Raw genomic sequence first — 24,985 nt, forward strand, 5'->3', positions numbered from 1 at the left:
CTAGAGGGTATCGGTGCAGGTCAGCCGGGCTGTAATCGCGCCGGTGAACCACCCGGCGGCCGCCGACGTGAAGGACCGCTGGTCCAGCTGCCCGGCACCGGCCGGGATCCGTCCGAGAACCGGTACGCCGGTGGTCGCGGGCAGGTCGTCGGCGTTGCACTGCTCGGCCAGATCCGGCTCGTCGGGCCAGGAGCCGATGACCAGGCCGGCGATCGGGAGCTGCCGCGTGCGCAGCGCCTCGACTGTCAGGCCGGTGTGGTTCAGCGTGCCGAGTCCGGCACGGCAGACCACGACGAACGCGAACGGGACGGTCAGCAGCGCGGCCAGGTCCGCCAGGTCGTGGCCGTCCTCGTCCAGCCCGACCAGCACTCCCCCGGCGCCTTCGACCAGTACGAGGTCGTGGTCGGCGGCCAGGTCGTCGATCGCCTTCGCGTGGGTGTCGATGGAGGGCAGCGCGAGTCCCTGACGGCGACCAGCCGTCGTGGGAGCGAGCGGGTCGAGCAGCCGGACTCCCTCGTGCAGGTCGGTCAGGCCGGTGAGGCGCTGGATGTCCTGCAGGTCGCCCGGCTCGTCGGCAGTCACACCTGTCTGCGCGGGCTTCATCACCGCGACGCTGCCGGGTGCAGTGGCAGCCAGTGCAGCGGTGACGACGGTCTTGCCGACCCCGGTGTCGGTCCCGGTGACGATGAGGACGGTCACGAGACCTCCTGGATAGCTGTGGTGATGGTGTGGCAGGCGTGGTCGAGTTCTGCGGCTGTCAGCCCGGCCCGAGCGGTCAGACGGAGACGGCTGATGCCGTCCGGCACCGAGGGCGGTCGGAAACTGCCCACCCGTACGCCGTCCGCCAGGCAGAGCTCGGCAGCCCGGACCGCCTCGCGTGGTCCAGGCATCGGCACGGAGACGACCGCTCCGGCCGACGGCGTCACGCCGCACTCGTCAGCCAGCCGGCGAGCAGTCGCGTGGATGGAGTCCGGTCGGGTCGGCTCGTCGGTGAGGATCCGCAGCGCGGCCAGGGCTGCCGCGCAGGCTGCTGGGTTCAGGCCGGTGTCGAAGATGAAGGAGCGGGCCCGGTTGACCAGGTGCTCGCGCAGCACGGCCGGGCCGAGCACTACTCCGCCTTGGCTGGCCAGTGCCTTCGACAGCGTGACAGTGACGACGACGTGGTCCAGCCCGGCCAGCTCGGTCGCTGCAACAGAGCCGCGCCCACCGCCGGTGACACCCAGCCCGTGCGCCTCGTCGACCAGCAGGACCGCCTCGTGCTCCAAAGCTGTGGCGGCGAGTGCGGTCAGCGGGGCGGCGTCGCCGAGCACGCTGTAGACGGACTCGACCAGGACGAGCGCGCGCGGTTCGTTGCGGTTGGCAAGGGCTTTGCCGACCGCCTCGACGTCGTTGTGCGGCACGATCTCGACCCGCGAGCGGGACAGCCGACAGGCATCGACGAGCGAGGCATGGACGTGGGCGTCGGAAACCACCAGCGTCTCGGCGCCACCCAGCGCGGTGACGACGCCGAGGTTCGCCAGGTACCCGGAGGAGAAGGCCAGCCCGGCAGCGTGCCCGGTGTAGGAAGCCAGGGCCGACTCCAGCTCGGCGTGCAGCGCCGTGGTGCCTGTGACCAAGCGGGACGCGGTCGCGCCGGCACCCCACTCACGGACGGCGGCCACCGCGGCCTCCACCACCCGAGGATCGCGAGCCAACCCCAAGTAGTCGTTGCCCGCCAGGTCGACCAGATCCTCACCGGAGTCCCGCGGCCGCAGCCGACGAGTCAGCCCGCGGGCATCCCGGTCCGCGGCGAGCGGCGACAGCCACCGCGCGAGCAGCCCGTCACCGCGCGCTTCACCATCCGGCAGCATCAGTTGCCCTCGGCAATTGCTTCGGTGATCGCGGTGGTGATCGTCGCGATCTCCTCGTCCGTGCACACGTACGGCGGCATCGTGTACACCAGATCGCGGAACGGCCGCACCCACACGCCCCGCCGCAGTACAGCCTCAGTCATCCGCGGCAGGTCGACCGGCCCACTCAGCTGGACCACGCCAACAGCACCAAGCACCCGAACGTCCTTCACCCCCGGCAACGAAGCAGCCGGAGCCAGACCAGCAGACAGCCCGGCAGAGATCCGGGAGACCTCAGCAGACCAGTCGGACGCCAGCAGCAGGTCGATGCTCGCCAGGGCGACCGCACAGGCCAGCGGGTTCGCCATGAAGGTCGGTCCGTGCATCAGCGCACCACCAGGGCCGCCCGACACCGTCCGCGCGACGTCCGTCGTACAGAGGGTGGCTGCCATCGACAGGTAGCCGCCGGTCAGCGCCTTGCCGACGCAGAGGATGTCCGGGTCGACTCCGGCGTGCTCGGACGCGAACAGCGTGCCGGTACGGCCGAAGCCCGTAGCGATCTCGTCCAGGATCAGCAGGAACCCGTACTCGTCCGCCAGCTCACGCAGCAGCCGCAGGCAGGCCGGGCTGTACGGGTACATGCCACCGGCGCCCTGCAGGATCGGCTCGACGACGATCGCCGCCACCTCGTCCCGGTACTGCGCCGCCAGCGCACGCATCACCTCGGCCCAGGCCAAGTACTCCGGGTCGTCAGCAGGCCGGTCGAACCCGGCCGGAGGCTGCGGACCGAACACCTGCTCCTTCAGCGCGCCGGTGAACAGCGAGTGCATCCCATTGATCGGGTCGCACACGCTCATCGGCGCGAACGTGTCGCCGTGGTACCCGCCACGCACGGTCAGCATCCTCGTACGGCCCCGGAAGCCGCGCGCGACCTGGTACTGCAGCGCCAGCTTCAGTGCGACCTCGACGGACACCGAGCCGGAGTCGCAGAAGAACACGTGCCGCAGCGGCTCCGGCGTGATCTCGACCAGCCGCTCCCCCAGCCGGACCGCCGGCTCGTGCGTGAGGCCGCCGAACATCACATGGCTGAACGAGTCGATCTGCTCCCGCAGTGCCGCGTCCAGCACCGGGTTCCGGTAGCCGTGGATCATGCACCACCACGACGCCATCGCGTCGATCGCCTCGACCGAACCACCGGCACCGTCGTCCAGCGTCAGCCGTACGCCGGAAGCACCGGTGACCAGCCGCGTCGGCGACGGCTCGGTCAGCGAGGCGTACGGGTGCCACAGCAGCGCCGCGTCCTGCTTCAGCAGGTCATCCATGGATCTCACCGTGCACCGAGCAGCGGGCGGTCCAGCCCATCGGGTGCACCTGCACCACCATCCGCCGCCGGCACTGATCGCAGTACCGCGGCGGCTCCATCGACAACGCCGTACGGCAGCTCTCGTGGCCGCCGTCGGTCAGCTCCTGGCCACAGTGGCCGCAGTACACGAGCGTCATAGCGTCTTCTGGAGTTCCTTCACCGGCATCTTCAGCTCGGCCAGCAGGTCCAGGTCCGCCGTCGCCGGACGGCCAAGGGTGGTCAGGTAGTTGCCGACGATGACCGCGTTGATGCCGCCGAGCAGGCCCTCGCGGGTGCCCAGGTCGCCCAGGGTCAGCTCGCGGCCCCCGGCGTACCGCAGGATCGTCTTCGGCATCGCCAGCCGGAACGCGGCGATGGTGCGCAGCGCGTCCTTGCCATCCATCACCTCCATGTCACCGAACGGCGTGCCCGGCCGCGGGTTCAGGAAGTTCAGCGGGACCTCGTGCGGCTCCAGCTCGGCCAGCTGGGCGGCCAGCTCGGCCCGCTGCTCCAGCGTCTCGCCCATCCCGACCAGGCCGCCGCAGCACAGCTCCATGCCGGACTCCTTGACCATCACGCAGGTCTCCCAGCGCTCCTCGAAGGAGTGCGTGGTGACCACGTCGCCGAAGTACGAGCGGGCCGACTCGAGGTTGTGGTTGTAGCGGTGCACGCCCATCGCGCGCAGCTCGTCGACCTGCTCCTGGCTGAGCATGCCGAGCGAGCAGGCGATGTTGATGTCGACCTCGGCGTTGATCGCCTCGATGCCGGCCTTCACCTGGGACATCAGCCGCGCGTCAGGACCGCGTACGGCGGCCACGATGCAGAACTCGCTCGCACCGGTCTTGGCCGTCTCCTTGGCCGCCTCGACCAGCTCGGGGATGTTCAGCCAGACCGCGCGGACCGGCGAGGTGAACTGACCGGACTGGGAGCAGAAGTGGCAGTCCTCGGGGCAGCCGCCGGTCTTCAGGGAGATGATCCCCTCGACCTCGACCTCCTCACCGCACCACTTCACCCGGACGTCGTGGGCCAGCGCCAGCAGATCGGCCAGCTGGTCGTCCGGCGACCGCAGCACCTCCACCAGTTGCTCCTGGTTCAGACCGACACCACGGCCAAGGACCTGCTCACGGGCGACGTCGAGGATCATGCGGGTCACAGTAGGCCAGCCATGCCGATCCGCACTGCGAGGGGCGTCACGCCGACCGTCAGAAAGGCCGGAAAAGTTTTTGGAGAACCTCGTAACCCCTTGTGGGCGGGCTCGTTGATGTGTGCAGAGGCGGTCACCGCAAGGAGACCGCCGCTCCGAAACCCAGAGTATTACGAACAGCACGCAGAGTGATCACATTCATTCGCAGCAGCTCGAAACTCCAGGATTCGGATGTAGAGTGGGGTTCATGAGCTCGGGTCGCCAGCTGTGGTTGGTGACCCGATCCCAAAGCGCCGGGCGCCTCACCCCGGCTTGAGTGGGTCCCTCGGGAAACGATTTGGGCGGAAACGTTCCCGAGGGACCTGCTCCCTTTTACGGCACTAATTCACTAACCCTCAGCCGCGGAATTCACCGCAACTGAGGGTTTTTCACATTGTCGTGGCGTTACGGTTTCGTCACAGCCTGCTGGTTGGTGATGCCGACAATGGGCAAACGCAACGCACCCGGAGCATCAGCCGGTACGACGGGCCGCTCGGGCACCACCGCCGCCACCCGCTCGTACGGCGTACCGACCGCCGGCCGCGGATCGTCCTGACCCTTGTTCGGCCAGAACGCGAGCGCCCGCTCCGCCTGCGCCGTGATCGTCAGCGACGGGTTCACGCCCAGGTTCGCCGAGATCGTCGACCCGTCCACGATGTGCAACCCGTCGTACCCGTAGATCCGCTGGTACGCGTCGACCACACCCGTCTCGGCCGAGTCGCCGATCGCGCAGCCGCCGATGAAGTGCGCCGTCATCGGCACGTTGAACGGCTCCCCGATCGTGCCGCCCGGCGTCCCGCGCATGATCGTCGCCATCCGCCGGACCACCTGGTTCGCGACCGGGATCCAGGACGGGTTCGGGGCGCCGTGCCCCTGCTTCGACGTCAGCCGCCAGCGGCCGAACCGGTCCCGCTTGCCGAACGTCGTGATCGAGTTGTCCGCGGTCTGCATCACCAGCGCGATCACGGTCCGCTCCGACCAGTGCTTCAGGTCGTACAGGCGGCGGATGTTCTTCCGCTGCACGCCCAACTCCCGCAGCCAGGTCCGCCAGCGCGGCTTGTCGCCGTCGCCGTCGGTCAGCACGGTCTGCAGCAGCGACATCGCGTTGCTGCCCTTGCCGTACCGGACCGGCTCGATGTGGGTGATCTCGTCGGGGTGGAACGACGACGTGATCGCGACGCCGCGGCTGTAGTCCACCGACCGGTCCCCGGCGATTGCCCCCAGCAACGATTCGGAGTTCGTCCGGGTCAGGACACCGATCCGTTCCGACACCTTCGGCAGCTTGCCCTCGTCGCGCAGCCGGTGCAGCAGCTTCGCCGTCCCGAGCGCGGACGCCGCGAAGACGACCTGCTCGGCGGTGAACCTGCGCGTGAGCTTGCGGTTCGACGTACGGCGGGTCTCGACCGCGTAGCCACCGCCGGGCAGCGGCTCGACCGACGTCACCGTGGTCATCGGGAAGACCTGGGCGCCGGCCTTCTCGGCCAGGTAGAGGTAGTTCTTGGTCAGCGTGTTCTTCGCGTTGTGCCGGCAGCCGGTCATGCACTCGCCACAGTCGATGCAGCCGCTCCGCCGCGGCCCGGCGCCACCGAAGTACGGGTCCTCGACCTCGACCCCGGGCTCGCCGAAGAACACCCCGACCGGCGTCGGGTGGAAGGTGTCCCCCACGCCCAGGTCGTCGGCGACCTGCTTCATCACCTCGTCGGCCGGCGTGAAGTGCGGGTACGTCGTGACGCCCAGCATCCGCTTGGCCTGGTCGTAGTACGGCGCCAGCTCGGACTTCCAGTCGGTGATGTGCGCCCACTGGCGGTCGGTGTAGAAGGCCGGCAGCGGTTCGTACAGGGTGTTGGCGTAGACGAGGCTGCCGCCGCCGACGCCCGCGCCGGACAGGATGATCACGTCCCGCAGCGCGCTGATCCGCTGGATCCCGTACCAGCCGAGCTTCGGGGCGAACAGGAACCGGTTCTTGTCCCACGAGTTCTTCGCGAACCCGGCGTCGTCGAACCGCGCGCCCGCCTCCAGGACGGCGACCTTGTAGCCCTTCTCGGTCAGCCGGAGCGCGCTCACGCTGCCGCCGAAGCCGGAGCCGATGATCACGACGTCGTGGTCGAAGCTCATGTCAGGCCCGGCCCAGCTTCTTGAGGAGCCGCAGCGCGGTCGTCATCACTTCGGCGTACGTCTCGTCGCTGAGGCCGTGCGAGGGCGCGATCGGCACCACCCGCTGGGTCGCGATCGCCTGCGGGTCGACGTACCGGCGGATGCCCTCGACGCCCTGGCGGCGGCCGAGGCCGGACGACCGCATGCCGCCCATCGGGGTGTCGATCGAGCCGAAGGTGGCGGCGTAGCCCTCGTTGACGTTGACCGTGCCGGCCACCAGCTGGGCGGCGATCGCGCGGCCGCGGCGGCCGTCGCGCGTCCAGACGCTGGCGTTCAGCCCGTACTCGCCCTCGTTGGCCCGCTCGATCGCCTCGGACTCGTCGGAGAACCGGTAGAGCGACACGACCGGCCCGAAGGTCTCGTTGTCGAAGCACTCCATCTCGGGCGTCACGCCGGACAGCACGGTCGGCTCGTAGAACAGCGGGCCGAGATCCGGCCGGGCCTTGCCGCCGGCCAGGACGACGGCGCCCTTGTCGCGGGCGTCGTCGACGTGCCGGCTGACCGTCTCGAGCTGCGCCTTGGAGATCAGCGAGCCCATGTCGACGTCCCAGCCGGTGCCGGCCGAGACCTTCAGCTTCTTCACCCGGTCGAGGAACGCGGTCACGAACGCGTCGTAGATCTGGTCGGCGACGTACAGGCGTTCCATCGAGACGCAGAGCTGGCCGCCGCTGTTGAAGCAGGCCCGGACAGCGCCCTCGGCGGCGCGGTGCACGTCGGCGTCGCGCAGTACGAGCATCGGGTTCTTGCCGCCGAGCTCGAGGCTGGCGCCGATCAGCCGCTCGCCGGCCTGCTTGGCGACCAGGCGGCCGGTCTTGGTGGAGCCGGTGAAGCAGACGTAGTCGACGTTCTGGATGATCGCGCCGCCGACGGTCGGGCCGTCGCCGTTCACGACCTGCCAGGCGTCGCGCGGCAGACCGGCCTCGTACAGCAGCTCGACCGCCCGCAACGCGGTCAGCGGGGTCTGGCTGTCCGGCTTGAGCACGACCGCGTTCCCGGCCAGTACGGCGGGCAGACCGTCGGACATCGCCATCGTCAGCGGGTAGTTCCAGGGCGAGATGATCCCGACGACACCCTTCGGTACGAACCGCTGCTCGGCCCGGGTCAACACCGGGAACATGCCGAGTTTGCGCTGCGGCCCGAGCAGCTCGGCCGCCTTGCGGGCGTAGTACCGGGCGGTCAGCGCGACGTGCGCGACCTCCTCGAACGCCTGCTTGCGGGCCTTGCCGGACTCCAGGATGACCAGGTCGACCAGCTCGTGGCGGTGGTCCAGCACGAGGTCGTGGTAGCGCAGCAGGATCGCGGCGCGGTCGGCCAGCGCCGTGCCCTTCCAGCTGCGCTGCGTACGCCGGGCGGAGCGGATCGCGGCGACCACGTCGTCCGCACTGGACAGCGGCAGCTCGGCGACCGGTTGCCCGGTGGCCGGCGCGTACGACGTACGGGTACCCGCCGTGGCCCGCAGCAGCCCGGTCAGCCGCCGGACGACCGACTGGTCGGTGGCCCAGGACGCGGTCGGGTCCAGCTCGGGGTCCGCGGGGATCGAGGTCTGCTCGCTCATCTCCCCAGGCTACCTGTGGGTAATCAGATGTGTCAGTACCGCGCCAGTGGCACGGACTCACGGGGTCGGGGTGAGGTGGATCACTGCGGTTGGCACTAAGGTGATCCGTTGAGTCAGCGAAGGGGTGGAACGTCAAGATGGTGGACAGCGGGGGGCTTTGGACGCCTCCTGAGGACGAGCTCGGTGAGGCGCTGCAGACCGCCCAGGTGCTGATCGAGGAGGGCCGCGCCGACGAGGCCGGGCCCTACCAGCAACGGGTGATCGAGCTGGCCCGGGAGCGGGCCAGTGACCGGCCGGACCACTACGAGGCCAAGCACCTGATGGCGGCCACGCAGTACGAGCTTGCGGGCTCGCTGAACGCCTCAGGTCACCACGAGGAGGCGCTGGCCGCGCTGCACGAGGCTCAGCTGGGCTACACCGAGCTGAGCGACGCCGGCGTACTGGATGCGACCTCGTTCCTGGCTGACGTCCGCGCCCGACGTGCGATGACCCAGGCCCACCGCGGCTGGGGCGCTACCGCCGTACTGGAGATGGACGGCGCCGTGATCGCGTACGGCCAGCTCGTCGGCGGTCCGGACAGCCTGCACCACCAGCCCGACTTCGCCCGGGTGCTGGCGATGAACGCCCTGATCCTGCGCCGGTACGGCGACCCGGATCTCGCGGTGGCCTCTGCCGACGCCGCCGTACAGCTGTTCCTGCAGCTGGCCGGTCAGATCAACGAGAGCGCGCAGTCGCTGTCGTACGCGCGCTACCTCTGCTCGGCGACGGCGGTCTCGGCCGACATCCACGCCGCGGAGAGCCGGCTCGACCTGGCCCTGGAGGCCGACGAGATCGGACTCAGTACGGCGGACACGCTCGCCGACTCCGAGTCGGCGACCGACCTGCGCACGCTGGTCGCGGCGCTCGCGCGCAAGGGCCGCCACCTGAACCAGGTCGGTCGGGTCCTGGAGGGCGAGAACTGCCTGCGGACCGCATTCGCCACCGACGAAGAGGCCGCGCAGCGCGTCGTGGACGAGCTGGACCGCGGCATCCCGCCGTCGCTGCGGACCGCGCTGGAGACGGCCGAGATCAAGCTCGGGCCGTTCGAGCAGTACTACCGGCTGCTGGCGCTGAGCGAGCCCGCGCCGGGGATGACGCTGGCGACCGTGTCTGGCCGGACCGACCCGGAGTCGGCCTGCGTCCGCGCCACCGAGCTGGCCGAGCTGGTCCGCCCGCTGCTCGCGCACGACGCGGAGACCGCGCTGACGCTCGGTCTGGAGGCGCACTACCTGTTCGCGATCTCGTCGGAGCGCGAGTCGCAGCGGATGCGGTACGAGACCAGCACGTACGCGCCGATCTGGGCGCGACTGCTGCTGGACATCTCCGAGGCGTACCACGCGGCCGGTCAGACCGAGATGGCACTCGACCTCGCCGGCTGGAGTGCGGAGGTCGCGACGGCGCTGATCCCGTTCACCACCAGCAACGTCGAGGTCGCCGACCTGGCCGGCTCCTGCTACCGCCACCACGGCGACCTGCTGGCCGCCAAGGGCGACTTCCTGGCCTCACAACACGCCCACGAGGCCGCCGCCCAGCTCCAGATCTAGGCCTGGAGCTGCTCGGGCCCGAACCGTTGACCGGGTGCTGCGCCGGGCGCACTCTGGCGCCAAGGGGGCGAGGGCCATGGACGTCGTCGAGATGCATCGCCGGGCTGGTGCGGAGTTCGTTCGGCAGGTGGAGAGTGTCAAGCCCGACCAGTGGGACGGGCCGACGCCGTGCGCCGACTGGGACGTGCGAACGCTGGTGAATCACGTGGTCGGCGAAGAGCGGTGGACGGTCCCGTTGCTCGCCGGGCGAACCATCGCGGACGTCGGCCAGGCGCTGGACGGCGATCTGCTCGGCGAGGATCCGGCCGCTGCCGCGGCCAGTGCCGCGACCGAGGCACAGGCGGCGACGGCCGATCCGGTGCCGACCGTCCATCTCTCGTACGGCGACGAGGACACCACCGAGTACCTCCGCCAACTGATCGCCGATCTGCTGGTCCACGGCTGGGACCTCGCGGTGGCAATCGAGTCCACGCCCCAGCTGGACCCCGAGCTGGTCACCGAGGTTGCTGCGTGGTTCGAGCAGCGAGAAGCCATGTACCGGGACGGCGGTGCGATCGCCGCCCGCGTCCCGAGCGGCCCCGACCCGGTGGACCGCCTGCTCGGCGCTTTCGGCCGGGACGCGTCGTGGACGCCCGGTGGCGCCGTGCCGTCCTGACCCGCCGGGCAGGGCTCAGTTCCTGCGAGGCGCCGGCGCTGGACCTAGGCCTGCAGCGCTCCGACGAACAGACCGGCCTCTGCCTCGGTCATGCCGGTCTCGCTGACCACCAGAGCAGTGGCCTGGTGCAGGTCACCGTTGGCCTTGAGGGCTCGGGTGCGCTCGGCCAGGTTCGTACCGGGCATGCGGACGACCGGCGTACCGGTGACCGGCGGCACGAAGCGGCCGAGCCGGATGTCGTCGACCACTTCCTTGGCGTGCTTGAGCTCGGAGTTGGTCCGATCCATCACGTACTTGACCGCGAAGACGCTCTTGCGCGTGGTCAGCAGGAACCTGACCTGGTCGACGTCCTCGGGGGCCAGTTGCGCCCGCGCAGCGGCGAGGGCGACGTTGTCGGCTTCGGTGCGGCGGCTGAACAGTCCCATAGCTCAATCCTTCCAGAACCACCCAACCCGCGAGCAGCCGCCGCAGGTGTCTCACCTCACGAACGGCGAGTCCACGCCTCAACCAGCAAGAACCCTCAGAATGTGCGGCCAGACCTGTACGCCGAACGCCCGGTCGGCCTCGTCGCTGCCACCCCGAGCCATCTGCTGCCCGGCGTTCTTCGGCTGCTCGCCCGGCAGGATCAGCCGGTGCCCGGCCTGCTCCGACACCAGCACCTCGGTGACCAACGATCCCCGCTGGGCCACCAGGTGCTCGGCGAACTCCGTCGACGGCCAGACCTTGTCGTCGCCACCGGCCAACAGCAACAGCTCACCGCGGAACCGCTCGGCCGGGATCTCCGCTTGCTTCGCCTCGGCCGGGAACGTCCGCAAGCGGTGCCGGTAGCCGTCGACGTACGCGGGCGGATCGTCGTCCGGCTCCCAGTCCAGGTCGAACGGGACGAACGGCAGCGGCTTGCCCTGCCAGGTCCAGTGCGAGGTCTGTACGCCGTCCTCGATCCAGGCCCAGACGTGCGCGGACGGCGACAGCGCGACGACCCCGTCGATCCGGTCGTCCACGGTGCCGAGCAGCAGGGCCGCCTCGGCACCGAACGAACTGCCTATCACGACCAGCCGGTCGTTGCGGGCCGCCAGCTCGTCCAGCGGGAACGACTCCAGCGGAATCTCGCTGACCCGCGCGTCGAACCACTTCGGCGCGAGAACGTCGTACCCGGCGGCTTCCAGGATCCGCGCCCGCCCGGCATCCGGCGTACCGCTCGAGCCGTGCAGCAGCAGGACGCCGGTACTCAACCTACGACGACCTCGACCCGCTGGAACTCCTTGAGCTCCGTGTAGCCCGTGGTCGCCATGGCGCGCTTGAGGGCGCCGACGAGGTTCATCGTGCCGTCGGGGACCCAGGACGGGCCGAACAGGATCTGCTCCATCGTGCCGGTGACGCCGACCTCGACGCGCTCTCCGCGCGGGAGGTCCGCGTGCCACGCCTCGGCGCCCCAGTGGAAACCGCCGCCGGGGGCGTCGCTCGCGCGGGCCAGTGGCGAACCGACCATCACCGCGTCGGCGCCGCAGGCGATCGCCTTCGCGACGTCGCCGGACCGGCCGACCGAGCCGTCGGCGATGACGTGCACGTACCGGCCGCCGGACTCGTCCATGTAGTCCCGGCGAGCAGCAGCAACGTCGGCGACCGCGGACGCCATCGGCACCGCGACGCCGAGCACCTTGCGGGTCGTGTGCGCGGCGCCACCACCGAAGCCGACCAGTACGCCGGCAGCGCCGGTCCGCATCAGGTGCAGCGCGGCCTGGTGGGTCGCGCAACCGCCGACGATCACCGGGACGTCGAGGTCGTAGATGAACTGCTTCAGGTTCAGCGGCTCGGCCTGGCCGGAGACGTGCTCGGCCGAGACCGTCGTACCGCGGATGACGAACAGGTCGACGCCCGAGTCCACCACGTGCTTGGCGAACTGCTTGGTCCGCTGCGGCGACAGCGCGCCGGCCACGGTGACCCCGGAGTCGCGGATCTCCTGCACGCGCTGGGAGATCAGCTCGGGCTTGATCGGCGCCGAGTAGATCTCCTGCAGCCGGGTGGTCGCCTGCTCACGGCCGAGGGTGACGATCTCCTCGAGCAGCGAGGTCGGGTCCTCGAACCGCGTCCACAGGCCTTCCAGGTTCAGCACCCCGAGACCGCCGGCCTTGCCGATCGCGATCGCGGTGGCCGGCGACATCACCGAGTCCATCGGCGCCGCCAGGATCGGCAGCTCGAACCGGTACGCGTCGATCTGCCAGGCGACCGAGACCTCCTCGGGGTCCCGGGTCCGGCGCGACGGCACGATCGCGATGTCGTCGAACGCGTACGCCTGCCGGCCGCGCTTGGCCCGGCCGATCTCGATCTCGGTCATCTGGTGGTCTTCCTTACGGGTTGCAGGCGGAGGTCAGCGGCCGGAGTAGTTCGGCGCCTCGACCGTCATCTGGATGTCGTGCGGGTGCGACTCCTGCAGGCCGGCCGAGGTGATCCGGACGAAGCGGCCCTTGTCCTGGAGCTCGGCGACGGTGCGGGCGCCGGTGTACCACATCGACTGGCGCAGGCCACCGATCAGCTGGTGCGCGACCGCGGCGAGCGGGCCCCGGTACGGGACCTGGCCCTCGACGCCCTCGGCGATCAGCTTCTCGTCGCTGCCGACGTCGCTCTGGAAGTACCGGTCCTTGGAGTACGACTTGCGCAGGCCGCCGGACTGCATCGCGCCCAGCGAACCCATCCCGCGGTAGGCCTTGAACTGCTTGCCGTTGATGAACACCAGGTCGCCCGGCGACTCCTCGCAGCCGGCCAGCAGCGAGCCCAGCATCACGGTGTCCGCACCGGCGACGAGCGCCTTGGCGATGTCACCGGAGTACTGCAGGCCGCCGTCGCCGATCACCGGGACGCCGGCCGGCTTGCAGGCCAGCGACGCCTCGTAGATCGCGGTCACCTGCGGGACGCCGACGCCGGACACGACGCGCGTCGTACAGATCGAGCCCGGTCCGACGCCGACCTTCACGCCGTCCGCGCCGGCGTCGACCAGCGCCTGGGCACCGGCCCGGGTGCCGACGTTGCCGCCGACGACGTCGACGCCGCGGGTGGCCGGGTCGGCCTTGAGCTTGCGGATGATCTCCAACTGGGACTGGGAGTGACCGTGCGCGGTGTCCACCACGAGCAGGTCCACGCCGGCCTCGACGAGCGTCATCGCGCGCTTGTACGCCTCGCCGAAGAAGCCGATCGCGCCACCGACGCGCAGCCGGCCGGTCTCGTCCTTGGTGGACAGCGGGAACTGGTCGCGCTTGACGAAGTCCTTCAGCGTGATCAGCCCGGTCAGCTTGCCGGCGTCGTCGACCAGCGGCAGCTTCTCCACCTTGTGCTTGCTCAGCAGCGCCATCGCATCGTCCGCGGAGATGCCCTGCTTGCCCAGGATCAGCGGCTGCTTGGTCATCACCTCGCGGACCGGGCGGTCCTGGCTGGTCTCGAAGCGCATGTCGCGGTTGGTGACGATGCCGACCAGGACGCCGGCGTCGTCGACGACCGGGACACCGGAGATCCGGTACTGCCCGCAGAGCGCGTCGGCCTCGCCGATGGTCGCGTCCGGGCCGATCGTGATCGGCTGCGCGATCATGCCGGACTCCGAGCGCTTGACCAGGTCGACCTGCTGGGCCTGGTCCTCGATCGAGAGGTTGCGGTGCAGCACGCCCAGGCCACCCTGGCGGGCCATCGCGATCGCCATCCGGGCCTCGGTGACGGTGTCCATCGCGCTGGACAGCAGCGGGATGTTGACCTCGATGTTGCGGCTGACCCGGGACCTGGTGACCGCCTCCGACGGGATCACGTCGGACTCGTTGGGCTGCAGCAGCACGTCGTCGAAGGTCAGACCGAGTACGGCGAACTTGTCGGGAACTCCGGAGGGGGTGATGTCCATGAGGGTTGCAGGCACCTTTGCACGGCGAGAACGGGACACCATGGTATGCCGCCCGGCGCCGTCGCCCTGCATCGGTCCCGCCGTGCTGTGGACAACCGCGAGCCGCCGGGGAACTCCCCGGCCCCCGACCTGGCGACGGCGCCGGACAGATCCGCTCGCCGGCGCTCCCCCCGCCTGACCCCGGTCCCGCCTCCTACGAGGGGGACCGGGTCGGGCAGGCTCAGCGGCCGGTGGGGTGGTTCAGGACCCAGAGGATCTGCCGGAGCGTCACCGGGTTCATCGAGCCGTGGGCCCGTTCGAACGCGGCGTGCTTGCCCTCGACGTACTGGCCGTTCGAGTGCTTGCCCTTGGCGTACTGCTGCTTGACCCAGCCCAGCGAGTACTGGCCGTTGGAGTGCTTGGCGTTCGCCTGCAGCTGCTTGTTCACGTACTGCTCGAGGCGGGTCGGCTCGACCGGCGTCTCGGGCGGCAGGGCCGGCTTGGTGTCGTCGGCCGGCTTGGAGTCACCCGCGGGCTTGGAGTCGTCGGCCGGCTGGTCCGCCGGCTTGGAGTCCGTCGAACCGCCGGTCTGGTCGCCCGTCCCGTCGGTCTGGTCACCGGCCGGCTGGTCCTCCGGCTTGCTGTCGTCCTTGCTGTCGCCGGACTCCGGCTGCTGGGTCTCGCCGTCGCCGACACTGGTCTGGCCGCCCGGCGCACCGGTCTCGCCAGAGCCTTCGCTCGGCACCGTGGTCGCGTCCGAACCCGGCGTCTCGCCGGACTCGCCGGTCTGGCCGTTGCCGCCGTCGTCCGTCGGCTCGGTGGTCGGCGGCGGGTCGGTCGTCTCGGTCGGCGGCGGGTCGCTCGGCGTAGTCGGCGGCGGCTCGGTCGGCTCGTCCACCGGTGTGGTCGGCGGCGGGTCGCTCGGCTTGTCCGTCGGCTCGTCGATCGGCTCGTCCACCGGAGTGGTCGGCTTGTCGACCGGCTTGTCGTCGACCGGCTGGACTGGCGGCAGCAACGGGTCGCGCGTACCAGCCTTGATGTCCACCCGCGGCGGCTGCGGCCGCGCCAGCGGCGGCTTCAGCTGAACCGTGTCGAGGTCCTGCATCAGGATGGTTCCCAGCGGGTCGTTCAGCCGCTGCTCGGCCTTGCGCTCCTCGACCTCGCGCTGCTGCTTGATCCGGTCCTTGTAGTCCTTGTTGACCTTGACGATCTGGGACTTGTCCAGCAGCGGTGATCCGTCGAGCTTCTCCTGCGGGAAGCTGGTCTGCGGCCGCAGCTGCTCGACGACCTTCTCGACGATCTTCTCGTACGGCGCCAGCGGGTCGCCGTTGACGGCGGCCGCGACTCCCGACACCGACAGCGCCGCCACCGCGGCGACACCGACGGCAAGACCGCGGGCGGCGATCTTGCGGGTGAACTGATCGGAGACCGGGTTCAGGGCCGCGCAGCGGGCCAGGAAGCTCTCCGGGTCGTCGATCGTCTCCACCGGGAGCTCGCCCTCGACCTCCACCGCCAGCCGTAGATCGGCCAGCAGCTTCAGGGTCGGGTCGTGCTCGCCCGCCTCCCACGCGGACTCCCCACCGGCTGCGAGCAGGTCGAGCAGCGCATCATCGGCTTCGATCGCGTCTAAATCAAAGCGCTCAGCCATGTCGCTCCTCCCCTGCTCCTCTTTCCTGCTTTGCCTCATGCCCCACAAACCCCCTGAGCGTGTTCAACGCCCGATGCTGTGCGACCCTCACCGCCCCCGGTGTCATCCCCAGTGCCCGGCCGGTCTCCTCGGCTGACATCCCCGCTACCACCCGGAGCCGCAGGATCTCCCGCAGTTTCTCCGGCAATCTTTCCAGCAGGCCCACGATGTGCTGGACCTCGGAGTGTCTGACCGCGTGCTCCTCCGGCGTCGGGGACTCGTCGGCCCCGTCCGGCAGGTCCGGCGTCGACACGTCGGCGACCGCGAACGCGCGCTGGGCGTCGGCGACCTTGCGGGCCGCGATCCCGTACACGAACGCCTCGAACGGCCGGCCCTCGTCGCGGTAGCGCCCGAGCGCCCCGAACACCGCTACGCAGACCTCCTGCGCGACGTCGTCGACCATGTCGGCCCCGCCCGGATAGGTCCACAGGCGGGAGCGCACGTAACGGTGTGCGACCGCGCGCACCCTCGTGAGCAGATCGTTCAGAGCCCCCGGATCCCCACCCGCCGCCTGCGCGGCCAGATCCCTGAGCTCGACCCGGTCGTGGGTGTGCGGCATTTGTACCTCGGTCACCCCTCGCCCCCTCGTGTCGGACCGGTCAGCCTGCAAGATGCTACGGCCCGGACGCCCCCCTGCCTAGTGGCAATACGTGATCACTGAGCATTTTTCATTACAACCTGTCACTACTCCCGGGTATCCACAGGATGGACGACCTCGGCGGCCGGAAAAGAGAACTGCCCGGCGGGTCCGAGGACCTGCCGGGCAGTTCGGGTACTACGGGTGGTGCGAGGAATCAGTGACCGTGGCCGTGGCCGTGACCGGCCGCCGCGGGCTCTTCTTCCTCGGGCTTGTCGACGACCAGGGTCTCCGTGGTGAGGAGCAGGGCCGCGATCGAGCCGGCGTTGGCCAGCGCGGAACGGGTCACCTTGACCGGGTCGAGAACACCCTGCGCGAGCAGGTCGCCGTACTCACCGGTGGCGGCGTTGAAGCCGCTGCCGACCTCGAGCTCGGCCACCTTGGCGGTCACGACGTAACCCTCGTAACCACCGTTCTCGGCGATCCAGCGCAGCGGCTCGACCACCGACTTGCGAACGATCCGGACCCCGGCGAGCTCGTCGCCCTCCAGGCCCAGGCCGTCGGCCAGCACCGAGGCGGCGTGGACGAGAGCGGAGCCGCCACCGGCGACAATGCCCTCCTCGATCGCCGCACGGGTCGCCGAGACGGCGTCCTCGATGCGGTGCTTCTTCTCCTTGAGCTCGACCTCGGTGGCCGCGCCGACCTTGATCACGCAGACGCCACCGGCCAGCTTGGCCAGTCGCTCCTGCAGCTTCTCGCGGTCCCAGTCGGAGTCGGTGCGCTCGATCTCGGCCTTGATCTGGTTGACCCGGGACTCGATCTCGTCGGACTTGCCGGCGCCCTCGACAACGGTGGTGTTGTCCTTGCTCACGACGATCCGCCGCGCGGTGCCGAGCACCTCGAGGCCGACCTGGTCGAGCTTGAGCCCGACCTCGGGAGCGATCACCTGCGCGCCGGTCAGCGCGGCCAGGTCCTCCAGCATCGCCTTGCGGCGGTCACCGAAGCCCGGCGCCTTGACGGCGACGGAGGTGAAGTTGCCACGGATCTTGTTGACCACCAGGGTCGACAGGGCCTCGGCCTCGACGTCCTCGGCGATGATCAGCAGCGTCTTGCCGGACTGCACGACCTTCTCCAGCAGCGGGAGCAGGTCCGCGACCGCGGAGATCTTGTTCTGGCTGATCAGGATGTACGGGTCGTCCAGCACCGCTTCGCCGGCCTCGGCGTCGGTGATGAAGTAGGGCGAGATGAAGCCCTTGTCGAACTGCATGCCCTCGGTGAACTCGAGCTCGGTGCCGAAGGTGTTCGACTCCTCGACGGTGATCACACCGTCCTTGCCGACCTTGTCGAAAGCGTCCGCGATCAGACCGCCGATCTCGGCGTCCCGGGCGGAGATGGTGGCGACGTGGGCCATGTCGCCCTTGTTGTCGACCGGACGCGCGGTCTCGATCAGCCGGGCGGAGACAGCCTCGACGGCGGCCTCGATGCCCTTCTTCAGGCCCATCGGGTTGACCCCGGCCGCGACGGCCCGCAGGCCCTCGTGCACGAGCGCCTGGGCCAGCACCGTGGCGGTGGTGGTCCCGTCACCGGCGACGTCGTTCGTCTTGGTGGCGACCTCCTTGGCCAGCTGCGCGCCGAGGTTCTCGAACGGGTCGTCCAGCTCGACCTCACGGGCGACGGTGACACCGTCGTTGGTGATGGTCGGGGCGCCCCACTTCTTGTCCAGCACGACGTAGCGGCCCTTGGGCCCCAGCGTCACCTTCACCGTGTTCGCGAGCTTGTCGACGCCACGCTCCAGGGCGCGCCGCGCGTTCTCGTCGAACTCGAGGATCTTCGGCATGGAAAAACCAGTCCCTCTCTGAATTCTTGCGTTCAATGGCCCAGCCGGTTCTGGACCGACTCCGCCCCGGCGCCGGTGTTCGGCACCGGGGCGGTGTCAGTCAGAAACTCTGAGCAGTCGTCACTTGCTGACGACGGCGAGGATGTCGCGGGCGCCCAGGATCAGGTAGTCCTGGCCGTCGTACTTGACCTCGGTGCCGCCGTACTTGGAGTAGATGACCTTGTCGCCGACGGCGACGTCCAGCGGGACGCGGTTGCCGTTGTCGTCGATGCGGCCGGGGCCGGTGGCGAGGACCTCGCCCTCCTGCGGCTTCTCCTTGGCGGTGTCCGGGATCACCAGGCCGGACTTCGTGGTCTGCTCGGCTTCGAGCGGCGCAACGAGGACACGGTCCTCGAGCGGCTTGATCGTGACCGACACTTGCTGACCTCCACGGTCGAGTTCTTGATGATTCACAGTGCGTCAGGACGGCCGTCCCGCCGCCTGCCGTCGCGGGGGTCAGGGGCCGGGGCCGCTGGCACCCTCCTAGGGAGAGTGCCAACACCGAATCTAGGCCGCGATTAGCACTCGGTCAACTCGAGTGCCAGAAATAGGCCACCGGCGAACATCACGAACCGGACGGTGGCTCAACCTTCGGCCGGGTCCAGGTCGTCTCAGCGGTACAGGACGCCGACCGATCGGGGTCCCTCGGGAGGGAGCACCACCATGTCCGTTCTCACCAAGCTCCGGCGGGCGGCCACGGCCCGCAGGGTCGCCGTCGTCGCCACCGCCGCCGCGGTCGCCGCCGTACCGCTGACCGTCGTCGCCTCCAGCGCGTCGGCCGGGACGCAGGCGCTGACCCAGTGCCAGCAGGTCCTCGACAAGACCGTCAACTCGGCCGGCTGGACCGTCCCGTTGCTGTCGATCTGGGAGGAGGGCAGCAGCAACTGCAACCTCAAGTACGGCGACAACCCGTTCCGTGACCCGCGCTACGACACCGGTGACCCGGAGCGGGCCATCAAGACGCTGCAGCGGAACCTGAACTACTGCTACGGCTCCAAGCTCACCGTCGACGGGCGCTACGGCAGCAAGACCAAGGCGGCGGTCGCGGCGGTCCAGCGCCGGCACAAGATCACCGCGGACGGGGTCTACGGCCCGCAGACCCGCTCGGCGATGAACTGGCGGCTGTGGAACCCGAAGCTGGGCCTGTCGAGCGAGCTCTGCTACAGCCCGCTGTAACCCTTCCCGCACTTTCTGCGATCGAGCACTGGGCCTGGGCGGTCCGACGTGGGACCGTTCTGAGTGGAGCGACCACCAGTTCGAGGAGCCCAGATGAAACTCCCCCTCGCGTTGAAGAAGCCGTCGGGCAAGGCCCTGGTCGCGATCGCCGTACTGGTGGTCAGTCCGATCGTCGTGGGAGTGGCTGCCGCTGGTGGCCACTCCGCCACGGACACTCCGCAGGCAGCAGGTGCACCGGCAGCCGCGACAGCACCCGAGCCGGCGCCCGGTGAAGTGGCCGGGCCGACCGGCGACCTCGGCGTACGGGCTGCTGCTGCGGCGGCTGCACTCGAGCAGTGCCGGAGTGCCCGGCTCGTGTCGGTCGGCAACGGGTGGGGCGTACCGGCGCCGTCGGTGTGGGAGAGCAGCAGCACCCGCTGCAACCTGATGTACGGCGACGACCCGCAGCGCGGCAACGAGCGGTTCGGCGACCCGGACACCGCCATCCGCACGCTCCAGCGGAACCTGAACTACTGCTACGGCTCGAAGCTCACCGTCGACGGTGTCTACGGCAGCAACACCCGCGCGATCGTCAAGCAGGTGCAGAAGCGCCACAAACTCGCCGCGGACGGCATCTACGGCCCGCAGACCCGTTCGGCGATGAACTGGCGGCTCTACCACTCGGCCAAGGGCATCTGGAGCAGCGGCTGCTACAGCTCGCTGTGAGTGCTCAGCGCAGAATGAGCGCGTGACACCCCACTCGATCACCACACTGCTCACCCCACCGGGATCCGAGGTCCTGGCGGAGGCCTGTGCGTCCTTCACTCCCGGCGGCGAGCTGCAGCTGGTCGAGAAGCTCCGCCGCCGGTACGACGCGGCGGTGGTCACCGCAGCGGTCACGCAGGCGTCGCTGCGGCACCGGGCGGTCGCCAAGTTCGGCGCGGACGACGCGGCCCGGATGTACTTCACCCCGGACGGGCTGGAGCAGTCGACGCGGACCGCTGTCGCCGGGCACCGCTCGGCCCGGATCGCTTCGGCACTGCCTGGTGCTTCGGTCATCGACCTGGGCTGTGGGATCGGCGGCGACCTCATCAGCGCGGCGCGGGCCGGCCTGCGCGTCACCGGCGTCGAGCGCGACCCGGCGACAGCCGCGGCGGCTGCGGCCAACCTGTCGGCACTGGGCTTGTCCGGTGAGGTGTTGCTGGGCGATGCGGAGAAGCAGGACCTGTCGCCGTACGAGGTGGTGTTCGCCGACCCGGCGCGACGGGCGGACGGGAGGCGGGTGTTCGACCACAACGCCTACTCGCCGCCCTGGTCGTTCATCAGCTCGCTGCTGGAGGGCACGGCGTGCGTGAAGGTCGCACCAGGGATCCCGCACGACGCCGTACCGGAGGGGGTCGAGGCGGAGTGGGTGAGCGACGCCGGCGAGGTCAAGGAGGCCGCGCTGTGGTCCGGCAAGCTGTACGGCGGTGCCGCGCGTCGGGCGACGCTGCTGCCGGGTGGCGCTTCGGTTGCTGACGCACCTGAGGCTGAGGTCGGGCCGGTCGGTCAGTACATCTACGAGCCGGACGGCGCTGTGGTGCGGGCCGGTCTGGTCACGGCGGTCGCAGCCGAGGTCAGCGGCTGGCTGCTGGACCCGCGGATCGCCTACGTGACCGGGCCTTTCCTGGTGGAGACGGCCTTGGCGTCGGCGTACGAGGTGATCGAGACGCTGCCGTACAAGGAGAAGGCGCTGAAGTCGTGGGTGCGGACCAACGACATCGGGACGCTGGAGATCAAGAAGCGCGGCGTCGACATGGATCCGGCGGTACTACGGAAGAAGCTCGCACCGAAGGGCTCGCAGTCCGCGACGCTGATCGTCACGCGGATCGGCCGGGACGCTGTCGCGTACTCGTGCCGGCGACCGAGCTGACTTGCGCTCGCGCAGTATTCGAACATATACTCGAACACGAGAGCGGGCCCCCGGGAAGCCTGCCGACGGGCGAGGTGCTGCGCTCGTTGCCGACGACTCCCGGGGGTCCGCCACTAATCCGCCGACCTCGCCCACCTGCGATCGCCGCCAATCACGACCGGGCCGCGAGCGGCGCACTGGCCGGCAGGAAGCGGAACGAGATCGCCTCCATCAGGCGGGCGTGCTTGGTGTTGTGGAAGGCCGCGACCCGCCATCGGCCGTCATCTTCGCGGACCAACAAGTAGGTCTGCACCTTCGCCGGCTTCGCGGGCTTCTTCTTGGCGACGTCGCCCCGGGTGACCACGATCGCGGTGTGCTCGCCGTACAGCCGCAGGTCGAGCACCTCGGAGTACAGCTTCGTCCCCTTCAGGAACTTGCCGAACAGCGCCTCGTGCGAGGCCACGATATCGGCCCGACCCGCGTAGACGGTGCCGACGAACGTGACGTACGTGGCGTCCGCGGTGAAGTTCTCGCCGTACGCCGTCGCGTCACCGCGGTCCCAGCTCTCCCCCAGCCGGTCCAGCACCTGGCGAACCTCGGCCTCGATCAACGTGTCGGTCATGATAGCTTCTCCCAGTCAGTAGTTGCATCACGTAAGTATCTGCACTGATGCAGATACTAGCCGAGGAGAGACCGCCGATGTCAACCAGGAAAGAGTCCAGCGCGTTGTTCCGGCGCTACCTGAGCTCGATGGTGCTGCACAGCCTGACGAGCGCCGAGGCCGCCGGGCTCAACGCGACCGACTACTTCACGCTGAACCTGCTCGACCTGGAAGGAGCCCTGACCTCCGGGGAGCTGGCGACCCGGACCGGCCTGACGACCGGCGCCACCACGCGGCTGATCGACCGGCTGGAGAAGGGCGGACACGTCCGGCGGGTCCACGACCCGGCCGACCGCCGCAAGGTGATCGTCGAGATGGCCGAGGCCCCGGAAGGCGTCGCCCGGGCCGTCGCGGGCGCGCGCCGGCGGCTCGGCGCGGTGATCACCAGTTACCCGCCCGAGCAGCAGGCGGTCCTGTTCGACTACTTCGCCCGCGCCGCCACGGCGTACCAGGAATCGACGCAGGAGCTGGTCGAGCAGCGCAACAGCTGATGGCGTCCGGGCCAGGAGCCCGGACGCCGGCCAGCCGATCGGTCAGTTGTCCTTTGCGGGCCAGGGGGAATTGGCCGGGCGCAAGGCGTCGAAGCCTTCGCCGTTGAGTGCTGCCCAGGCGGCCAGTGAACCCATGACCAGGATCGGGTTGTGCAGGTCGCCGGCCAGGGCTGCCTTGACGACGTCCTCGAGTGGTGCCCAGACCGTCTCCATGTCGGCTTCCTCGTGCAAGCGGTCGTACACCTCCTCGGCCGGCGAGAGGTCGCGTGCGAGGAAGATCCGTACCGCCTCGGTCGTCAAGCCAGGCGAGGTGAACGCGTCCACGAGGATCCGCCAGTCGGCGGCCTTGGTCGAGGCCTCCTCCCACAGCTCCCGCTCGGCGCCGAGCCGGTAGGCCTCACCCTGTACGTCGAGCAGCCCGGCCGGCGGCTCGAGCAGGCGGTAGCCGACCGGGTGGCGGTACTGGCGGACCAGCAGCATCCGGTGGTCCTCGTCGAGCGCGACCACGCCGACCGCACCCGGGTGCACGACCACGTCACGAGTGAACGGCTCACCACCCGCCGGCGGGACCACCTGGTCCCGCCGTACGGAAATCACCCGCCCGGTCGCGTGCACCGTCTCCGAGGAGCTCACCTCCCAGGAGGTCGGCACATCAGCCAGCCCAGCCCCGAACCGCAGCTCAGCAGCTCCCGCTCCGTCGCCGGACCCCGAGGGGCCTGGCGTCCCGGCGTCGGTCATCGGGCCTTGGCCTTGGCGGCGCCGGCCTTGACCGGCTCCTTGGCCTCGGCGGCCTTGGCGGCGGCCGGGACCTCCTCGACCGGCAGACGCGACTCGCGCTGGCGGACCAACGCCGCGGCGATCAGGCCGGAGAACAGCGGGTGCGGCTTGGTCGGCCGGGACCGCAGCTCAGGGTGCGCCTGGGTCGCGACGAAGAACGGGTGCTTGTCCTTGTCCAGCTCGATGAACTCGACCAGCTCGTTGTCCGGCGACAGCCCGGAGAACACCAGCCCGGCGTTCTCCAGCTTGTCGCGGTACGCGTTGTTGACCTCGTAGCGGTGCCGGTGCCGCTCCTGCACCGACGGAGCGCCGTACAGGTCGCGGACGATCGAGCCGTCGGCCAGGTTCGCCGGGTAGAGGCCGAGACGCATCGTGCCGCCGAGGTCACCGGAGCCGGAGACGATGTGCTTCTGCTCCTCCATCGTCGCCACCACCGGCTGCGTGGCGTCCGGGTCGAACTCGCTGGAGTTCGCGTCGACCAGCCCGGCCAGGTCGCGGGCGACCTCGATCACCATGCACTGCAGCCCCAGGCACAGCCCGAGGATCGGGATGCCGGCCTCGCGGGCGTACCGGATCGCGCCGATCTTGCCCTCGATGCCCCGCACGCCGAACCCACCGGGGATGCAGACCGCGTCCACGTCACCGAGCAGCTTCGCGGCCGCCTCCGGAGTCGCGGCCTCGTCGGAGGCGACCCAGCGCAGGTTCACCTTGGCGTCGTTGTCGAACCCGCCCGCGCGCAGTGCCTCGGCGACCGACAGGTACGCGTCCGGCAGGTCGATGTACTTGCCGACCAACGCGACGGTGACCTGGTCCTTCGGGTGGTGCACGACCCGCAGCAGCTCGTCCCAGCGGGTCCAGTCGACGTCGCGGAACGGCAGGTTCAGCCGCCGTACGACGTACGCGTCGAGCGCCTCGCTGTGCAGCACCTTCGGGATGTCGTAGATGCTCGGCGAGTCGACGGCGGCCACCACGGCCTCCACGTCGACGTCGCACATCAGCGAGATCTTGCGCTTGACCGCGTCCGGGATCGGCCGGTCGGCGCGGCAGACGATCGCGTCGGGCTGGATACCGATCGAGCGCAGCGCGGCGACCGAGTGCTGGGTCGGCTTGGTCTTCAGCTCACCGCTGGGCGCCATGTAGGGCACCAGCGAAATGTGCAGGAAGAAGACGTTGTCGCGGCCGACGTCGTGCCGGACCTGGCGGGCCGCCTCGAGGAACGGCAGCGACTCGATGTCACCGACCGTGCCGCCGATCTCGTGCAGCACCACGTCGACGTCCGGGCCGGCCATCGCCAGCATCCGGTCCTTGATCTCATTGGTGATGTGCGGGATGACCTGGACGGTGTCGCCCAGGTACTCGCCGCGGCGCTCCTTGGCGATCACCGAGCTGTAGATCTGCCCGGTGGTCACGTTGGCGACCTGCGACAGGTCGCGGTCGAGGAAGCGTTCGTAGTGCCCGATGTCCAGGTCGGTCTCGGCGCCGTCGTTGGTGACGAACACCTCGCCGTGCTGGAACGGGTTCATCGTGCCGGGATCCACGTTGAGGTACGGATCCAGCTTCTGCATGGTCACCCGGATGCCCCGTGCCGTCAGCAGACTGCCGAGGCTGGACGCTGTCAGCCCCTTGCCGAGACTGGAGGCGACGCCGCCGGTGACGAATACGTGCTTGGTCTGCTGGGAATTCGAAGCCCTGTCCACGGGCCTTCAGCCT

General features: G+C 69.8%; 24 protein-coding genes. 6 read left to right on the forward strand and 18 right to left on the reverse strand.

Translation table 11 applies throughout. The annotated features are described in order from the left end of the window. From bioD to ACYVIO_RS31650, 7 genes are all read right to left on the reverse strand, one after another. Positions 1-699, reverse strand: a complete 699-nt coding sequence (bioD, locus tag ACYVIO_RS31620) for a dethiobiotin synthase (protein WP_460654584.1) — start codon at positions 697-699, stop codon at positions 1-3. Next, the gene (locus ACYVIO_RS31625; RefSeq protein ID WP_460654585.1) at positions 696-1,850 is read right to left on the reverse strand and encodes an 8-amino-7-oxononanoate synthase; all 1,155 of its coding nucleotides are present in this window, start codon (positions 1,848-1,850) and stop codon (positions 696-698) included. The genes bioD and ACYVIO_RS31625 overlap by 4 nt, the downstream gene beginning before the upstream one ends. Then, the gene (gene bioA, locus ACYVIO_RS31630) at positions 1,850-3,151 is read right to left on the reverse strand and encodes an adenosylmethionine--8-amino-7-oxononanoate transaminase (RefSeq protein ID WP_460654586.1); all 1,302 of its coding nucleotides are present in this window, start codon (positions 3,149-3,151) and stop codon (positions 1,850-1,852) included. The genes ACYVIO_RS31625 and bioA overlap by 1 nt, the downstream gene beginning before the upstream one ends. Then, a complete protein-coding gene (bsaP, locus tag ACYVIO_RS31635) occupies positions 3,144-3,329 on the reverse strand; it encodes a biotin synthase auxiliary protein BsaP (RefSeq protein ID WP_460654587.1) in 186 nt (61 codons plus the stop codon). The genes bioA and bsaP overlap by 8 nt, the downstream gene beginning before the upstream one ends. Then, the gene (gene bioB, locus ACYVIO_RS31640) at positions 3,326-4,315 is read right to left on the reverse strand and encodes a biotin synthase BioB (protein WP_460654588.1); all 990 of its coding nucleotides are present in this window, start codon (positions 4,313-4,315) and stop codon (positions 3,326-3,328) included. Before bioB ends, bsaP begins: the two co-directional genes overlap by 4 nt. 444 nt (positions 4,316-4,759) lie before the next feature. Beyond that, positions 4,760-6,469 carry a GMC oxidoreductase gene (locus tag ACYVIO_RS31645; protein WP_460654589.1) on the reverse strand — a complete coding sequence of 570 codons (1,710 nt, stop codon included), beginning with the start codon at positions 6,467-6,469 and terminating at the stop codon, positions 4,760-4,762. Position 6,470: 1 nt separating this feature from the next. Next, positions 6,471-8,063, reverse strand: coding sequence for a succinic semialdehyde dehydrogenase (locus tag ACYVIO_RS31650; protein WP_460654590.1), 1,593 nt, complete (start codon positions 8,061-8,063; stop codon positions 6,471-6,473). A gap of 137 nt (positions 8,064-8,200) precedes the next feature. On the opposite strand from ACYVIO_RS31650, the gene ACYVIO_RS31655 reads away from it, so the two are divergent. Together ACYVIO_RS31655 and ACYVIO_RS31660 are read left to right on the forward strand one after the other, a co-directional pair. Then, positions 8,201-9,646, forward strand: a complete 1,446-nt coding sequence (locus ACYVIO_RS31655) for a hypothetical protein (protein ID WP_460654591.1) — start codon at positions 8,201-8,203, stop codon at positions 9,644-9,646. Between the two features lie 76 nt (positions 9,647-9,722). After that, entirely contained in the window at positions 9,723-10,301 is a 579-nt protein-coding gene (locus tag ACYVIO_RS31660; protein ID WP_460654592.1) for a TIGR03086 family metal-binding protein, read from the forward strand. 44 nt (positions 10,302-10,345) lie between these two features. Here the strand turns inward: ACYVIO_RS31660 and ACYVIO_RS31665 are convergent, their stop codons facing one another. The 8 genes from ACYVIO_RS31665 to groES form a co-directional block, all read right to left on the reverse strand. Continuing rightward, entirely contained in the window at positions 10,346-10,726 is a 381-nt protein-coding gene (locus ACYVIO_RS31665) for a hypothetical protein (RefSeq protein ID WP_460654593.1), read from the reverse strand. Positions 10,727-10,804: 78 nt separating this feature from the next. Continuing rightward, a complete protein-coding gene (locus tag ACYVIO_RS31670) occupies positions 10,805-11,533 on the reverse strand; it encodes an alpha/beta hydrolase (RefSeq protein ID WP_460654594.1) in 729 nt (242 codons plus the stop codon). Further along, a complete protein-coding gene (locus ACYVIO_RS31675) occupies positions 11,530-12,636 on the reverse strand; it encodes a GuaB3 family IMP dehydrogenase-related protein (RefSeq protein ID WP_425835189.1) in 1,107 nt (368 codons plus the stop codon). The genes ACYVIO_RS31670 and ACYVIO_RS31675 overlap by 4 nt, the downstream gene beginning before the upstream one ends. A gap of 33 nt (positions 12,637-12,669) precedes the next feature. Next, positions 12,670-14,181, reverse strand: a complete 1,512-nt coding sequence (guaB, locus tag ACYVIO_RS31680; RefSeq protein WP_460654595.1) for an IMP dehydrogenase — start codon at positions 14,179-14,181, stop codon at positions 12,670-12,672. Between the two features lie 220 nt (positions 14,182-14,401). Then, the gene (locus ACYVIO_RS31685) at positions 14,402-15,808 is read right to left on the reverse strand and encodes a hypothetical protein (RefSeq protein WP_460654596.1); all 1,407 of its coding nucleotides are present in this window, start codon (positions 15,806-15,808) and stop codon (positions 14,402-14,404) included. Then, a complete protein-coding gene (gene shbA, locus ACYVIO_RS31690) occupies positions 15,801-16,421 on the reverse strand; it encodes an RNA polymerase sigma factor ShbA (protein WP_460654597.1) in 621 nt (206 codons plus the stop codon). The genes ACYVIO_RS31685 and shbA overlap by 8 nt, the downstream gene beginning before the upstream one ends. A 220-nt stretch (positions 16,422-16,641) precedes the next feature. Next, positions 16,642-18,261: a chaperonin GroEL gene (groL, locus tag ACYVIO_RS31695; protein ID WP_460654598.1), complete on the reverse strand. Its 1,620-nt coding sequence runs from the start codon at positions 18,259-18,261 to the stop codon at positions 16,642-16,644. 120 nt (positions 18,262-18,381) lie between these two features. Then, positions 18,382-18,678, reverse strand: coding sequence for a co-chaperone GroES (groES, locus tag ACYVIO_RS31700; RefSeq protein WP_184798551.1), 297 nt, complete (start codon positions 18,676-18,678; stop codon positions 18,382-18,384). 285 nt (positions 18,679-18,963) lie between these two features. On the opposite strand from groES, the gene ACYVIO_RS31705 reads away from it, so the two are divergent. From ACYVIO_RS31705 to ACYVIO_RS31715, 3 genes are all read left to right on the forward strand, one after another. Further along, complete coding sequence (locus ACYVIO_RS31705; protein ID WP_460654599.1) at positions 18,964-19,476, forward strand: peptidoglycan-binding domain-containing protein; 513 nt, start codon at positions 18,964-18,966, stop codon at positions 19,474-19,476. 93 nt (positions 19,477-19,569) lie between these two features. Continuing rightward, positions 19,570-20,181 carry a peptidoglycan-binding domain-containing protein gene (locus ACYVIO_RS31710; RefSeq protein ID WP_460654600.1) on the forward strand — a complete coding sequence of 204 codons (612 nt, stop codon included), beginning with the start codon at positions 19,570-19,572 and terminating at the stop codon, positions 20,179-20,181. Between the two features lie 22 nt (positions 20,182-20,203). Beyond that, positions 20,204-21,367: a class I SAM-dependent methyltransferase gene (locus ACYVIO_RS31715; RefSeq protein WP_460654601.1), complete on the forward strand. Its 1,164-nt coding sequence runs from the start codon at positions 20,204-20,206 to the stop codon at positions 21,365-21,367. Between the two features lie 151 nt (positions 21,368-21,518). Here ACYVIO_RS31715 and ACYVIO_RS31720 read toward each other — a convergent pair whose 3' ends face one another. Beyond that, entirely contained in the window at positions 21,519-21,968 is a 450-nt protein-coding gene (locus ACYVIO_RS31720) for an SgcJ/EcaC family oxidoreductase (protein WP_460654602.1), read from the reverse strand. Positions 21,969-22,045: 77 nt separating this feature from the next. On the opposite strand from ACYVIO_RS31720, the gene ACYVIO_RS31725 reads away from it, so the two are divergent. Beyond that, positions 22,046-22,498 (forward strand): MarR family winged helix-turn-helix transcriptional regulator, encoded by a 453-nt coding sequence (locus ACYVIO_RS31725; RefSeq protein WP_460654603.1) that lies wholly within the window; start codon positions 22,046-22,048, stop codon positions 22,496-22,498. Between the two features lie 42 nt (positions 22,499-22,540). On the opposite strand, the gene ACYVIO_RS31730 is transcribed toward ACYVIO_RS31725, so the two are convergent. Both ACYVIO_RS31730 and ACYVIO_RS31735 read right to left on the reverse strand, forming a co-directional pair. After that, the gene (locus ACYVIO_RS31730) at positions 22,541-23,236 is read right to left on the reverse strand and encodes an NUDIX domain-containing protein (protein ID WP_460654604.1); all 696 of its coding nucleotides are present in this window, start codon (positions 23,234-23,236) and stop codon (positions 22,541-22,543) included. Continuing rightward, on the reverse strand, positions 23,233-24,972 hold the full coding sequence (locus ACYVIO_RS31735; RefSeq protein WP_460654605.1) for a CTP synthase: 1,740 nt from the start codon (positions 24,970-24,972) through the stop codon (positions 23,233-23,235). Before ACYVIO_RS31735 ends, ACYVIO_RS31730 begins: the two co-directional genes overlap by 4 nt. Positions 24,973-24,985 lie beyond the last annotated feature (13 nt).

It is taken from the genome of Kribbella endophytica (assembly GCF_054781295.1).

Bases quoted from the DNA above. Each gene is read 5' to 3' on its own strand.
- ACYVIO_RS31675 (WP_425835189.1), bottom strand. From the start codon at position 12,636: ATGACCGAGATCGAGATCGGCCGGGCCAAGCGCGGCCGGCAGGCGTAC.
- ACYVIO_RS31655 (WP_460654591.1), top strand. From the start codon at position 8,201: ATGGTGGACAGCGGGGGGCTTTGGACGCCTCCTGAGGACGAGCTCGGT.
- ACYVIO_RS31645 (WP_460654589.1), bottom strand. From the start codon at position 6,469: ATGAGCTTCGACCACGACGTCGTGATCATCGGCTCCGGCTTCGGCGGC.
- bioA (WP_460654586.1), bottom strand. From the start codon at position 3,151: ATGGATGACCTGCTGAAGCAGGACGCGGCGCTGCTGTGGCACCCGTAC.
- ACYVIO_RS31730 (WP_460654604.1), bottom strand. From the start codon at position 23,236: ATGACCGACGCCGGGACGCCAGGCCCCTCGGGGTCCGGCGACGGAGCG.
- groL (WP_460654598.1), bottom strand. From the start codon at position 18,261: ATGCCGAAGATCCTCGAGTTCGACGAGAACGCGCGGCGCGCCCTGGAG.
- guaB (WP_460654595.1), bottom strand. From the start codon at position 14,181: ATGGACATCACCCCCTCCGGAGTTCCCGACAAGTTCGCCGTACTCGGT.
- ACYVIO_RS31625 (WP_460654585.1), bottom strand. From the start codon at position 1,850: ATGCTGCCGGATGGTGAAGCGCGCGGTGACGGGCTGCTCGCGCGGTGG.
- ACYVIO_RS31720 (WP_460654602.1), bottom strand. From the start codon at position 21,968: ATGACCGACACGTTGATCGAGGCCGAGGTTCGCCAGGTGCTGGACCGG.
- ACYVIO_RS31685 (WP_460654596.1), bottom strand. From the start codon at position 15,808: ATGGCTGAGCGCTTTGATTTAGACGCGATCGAAGCCGATGATGCGCTG.
- bioB (WP_460654588.1), bottom strand. From the start codon at position 4,315: ATGATCCTCGACGTCGCCCGTGAGCAGGTCCTTGGCCGTGGTGTCGGT.
- ACYVIO_RS31705 (WP_460654599.1), top strand. From the start codon at position 18,964: ATGTCCGTTCTCACCAAGCTCCGGCGGGCGGCCACGGCCCGCAGGGTC.
- ACYVIO_RS31725 (WP_460654603.1), top strand. From the start codon at position 22,046: ATGTCAACCAGGAAAGAGTCCAGCGCGTTGTTCCGGCGCTACCTGAGC.
- ACYVIO_RS31710 (WP_460654600.1), top strand. From the start codon at position 19,570: ATGAAACTCCCCCTCGCGTTGAAGAAGCCGTCGGGCAAGGCCCTGGTC.
- ACYVIO_RS31650 (WP_460654590.1), bottom strand. From the start codon at position 8,063: ATGAGCGAGCAGACCTCGATCCCCGCGGACCCCGAGCTGGACCCGACC.
- ACYVIO_RS31660 (WP_460654592.1), top strand. From the start codon at position 9,723: ATGGACGTCGTCGAGATGCATCGCCGGGCTGGTGCGGAGTTCGTTCGG.
- ACYVIO_RS31665 (WP_460654593.1), bottom strand. From the start codon at position 10,726: ATGGGACTGTTCAGCCGCCGCACCGAAGCCGACAACGTCGCCCTCGCC.
- bsaP (WP_460654587.1), bottom strand. From the start codon at position 3,329: ATGACGCTCGTGTACTGCGGCCACTGTGGCCAGGAGCTGACCGACGGC.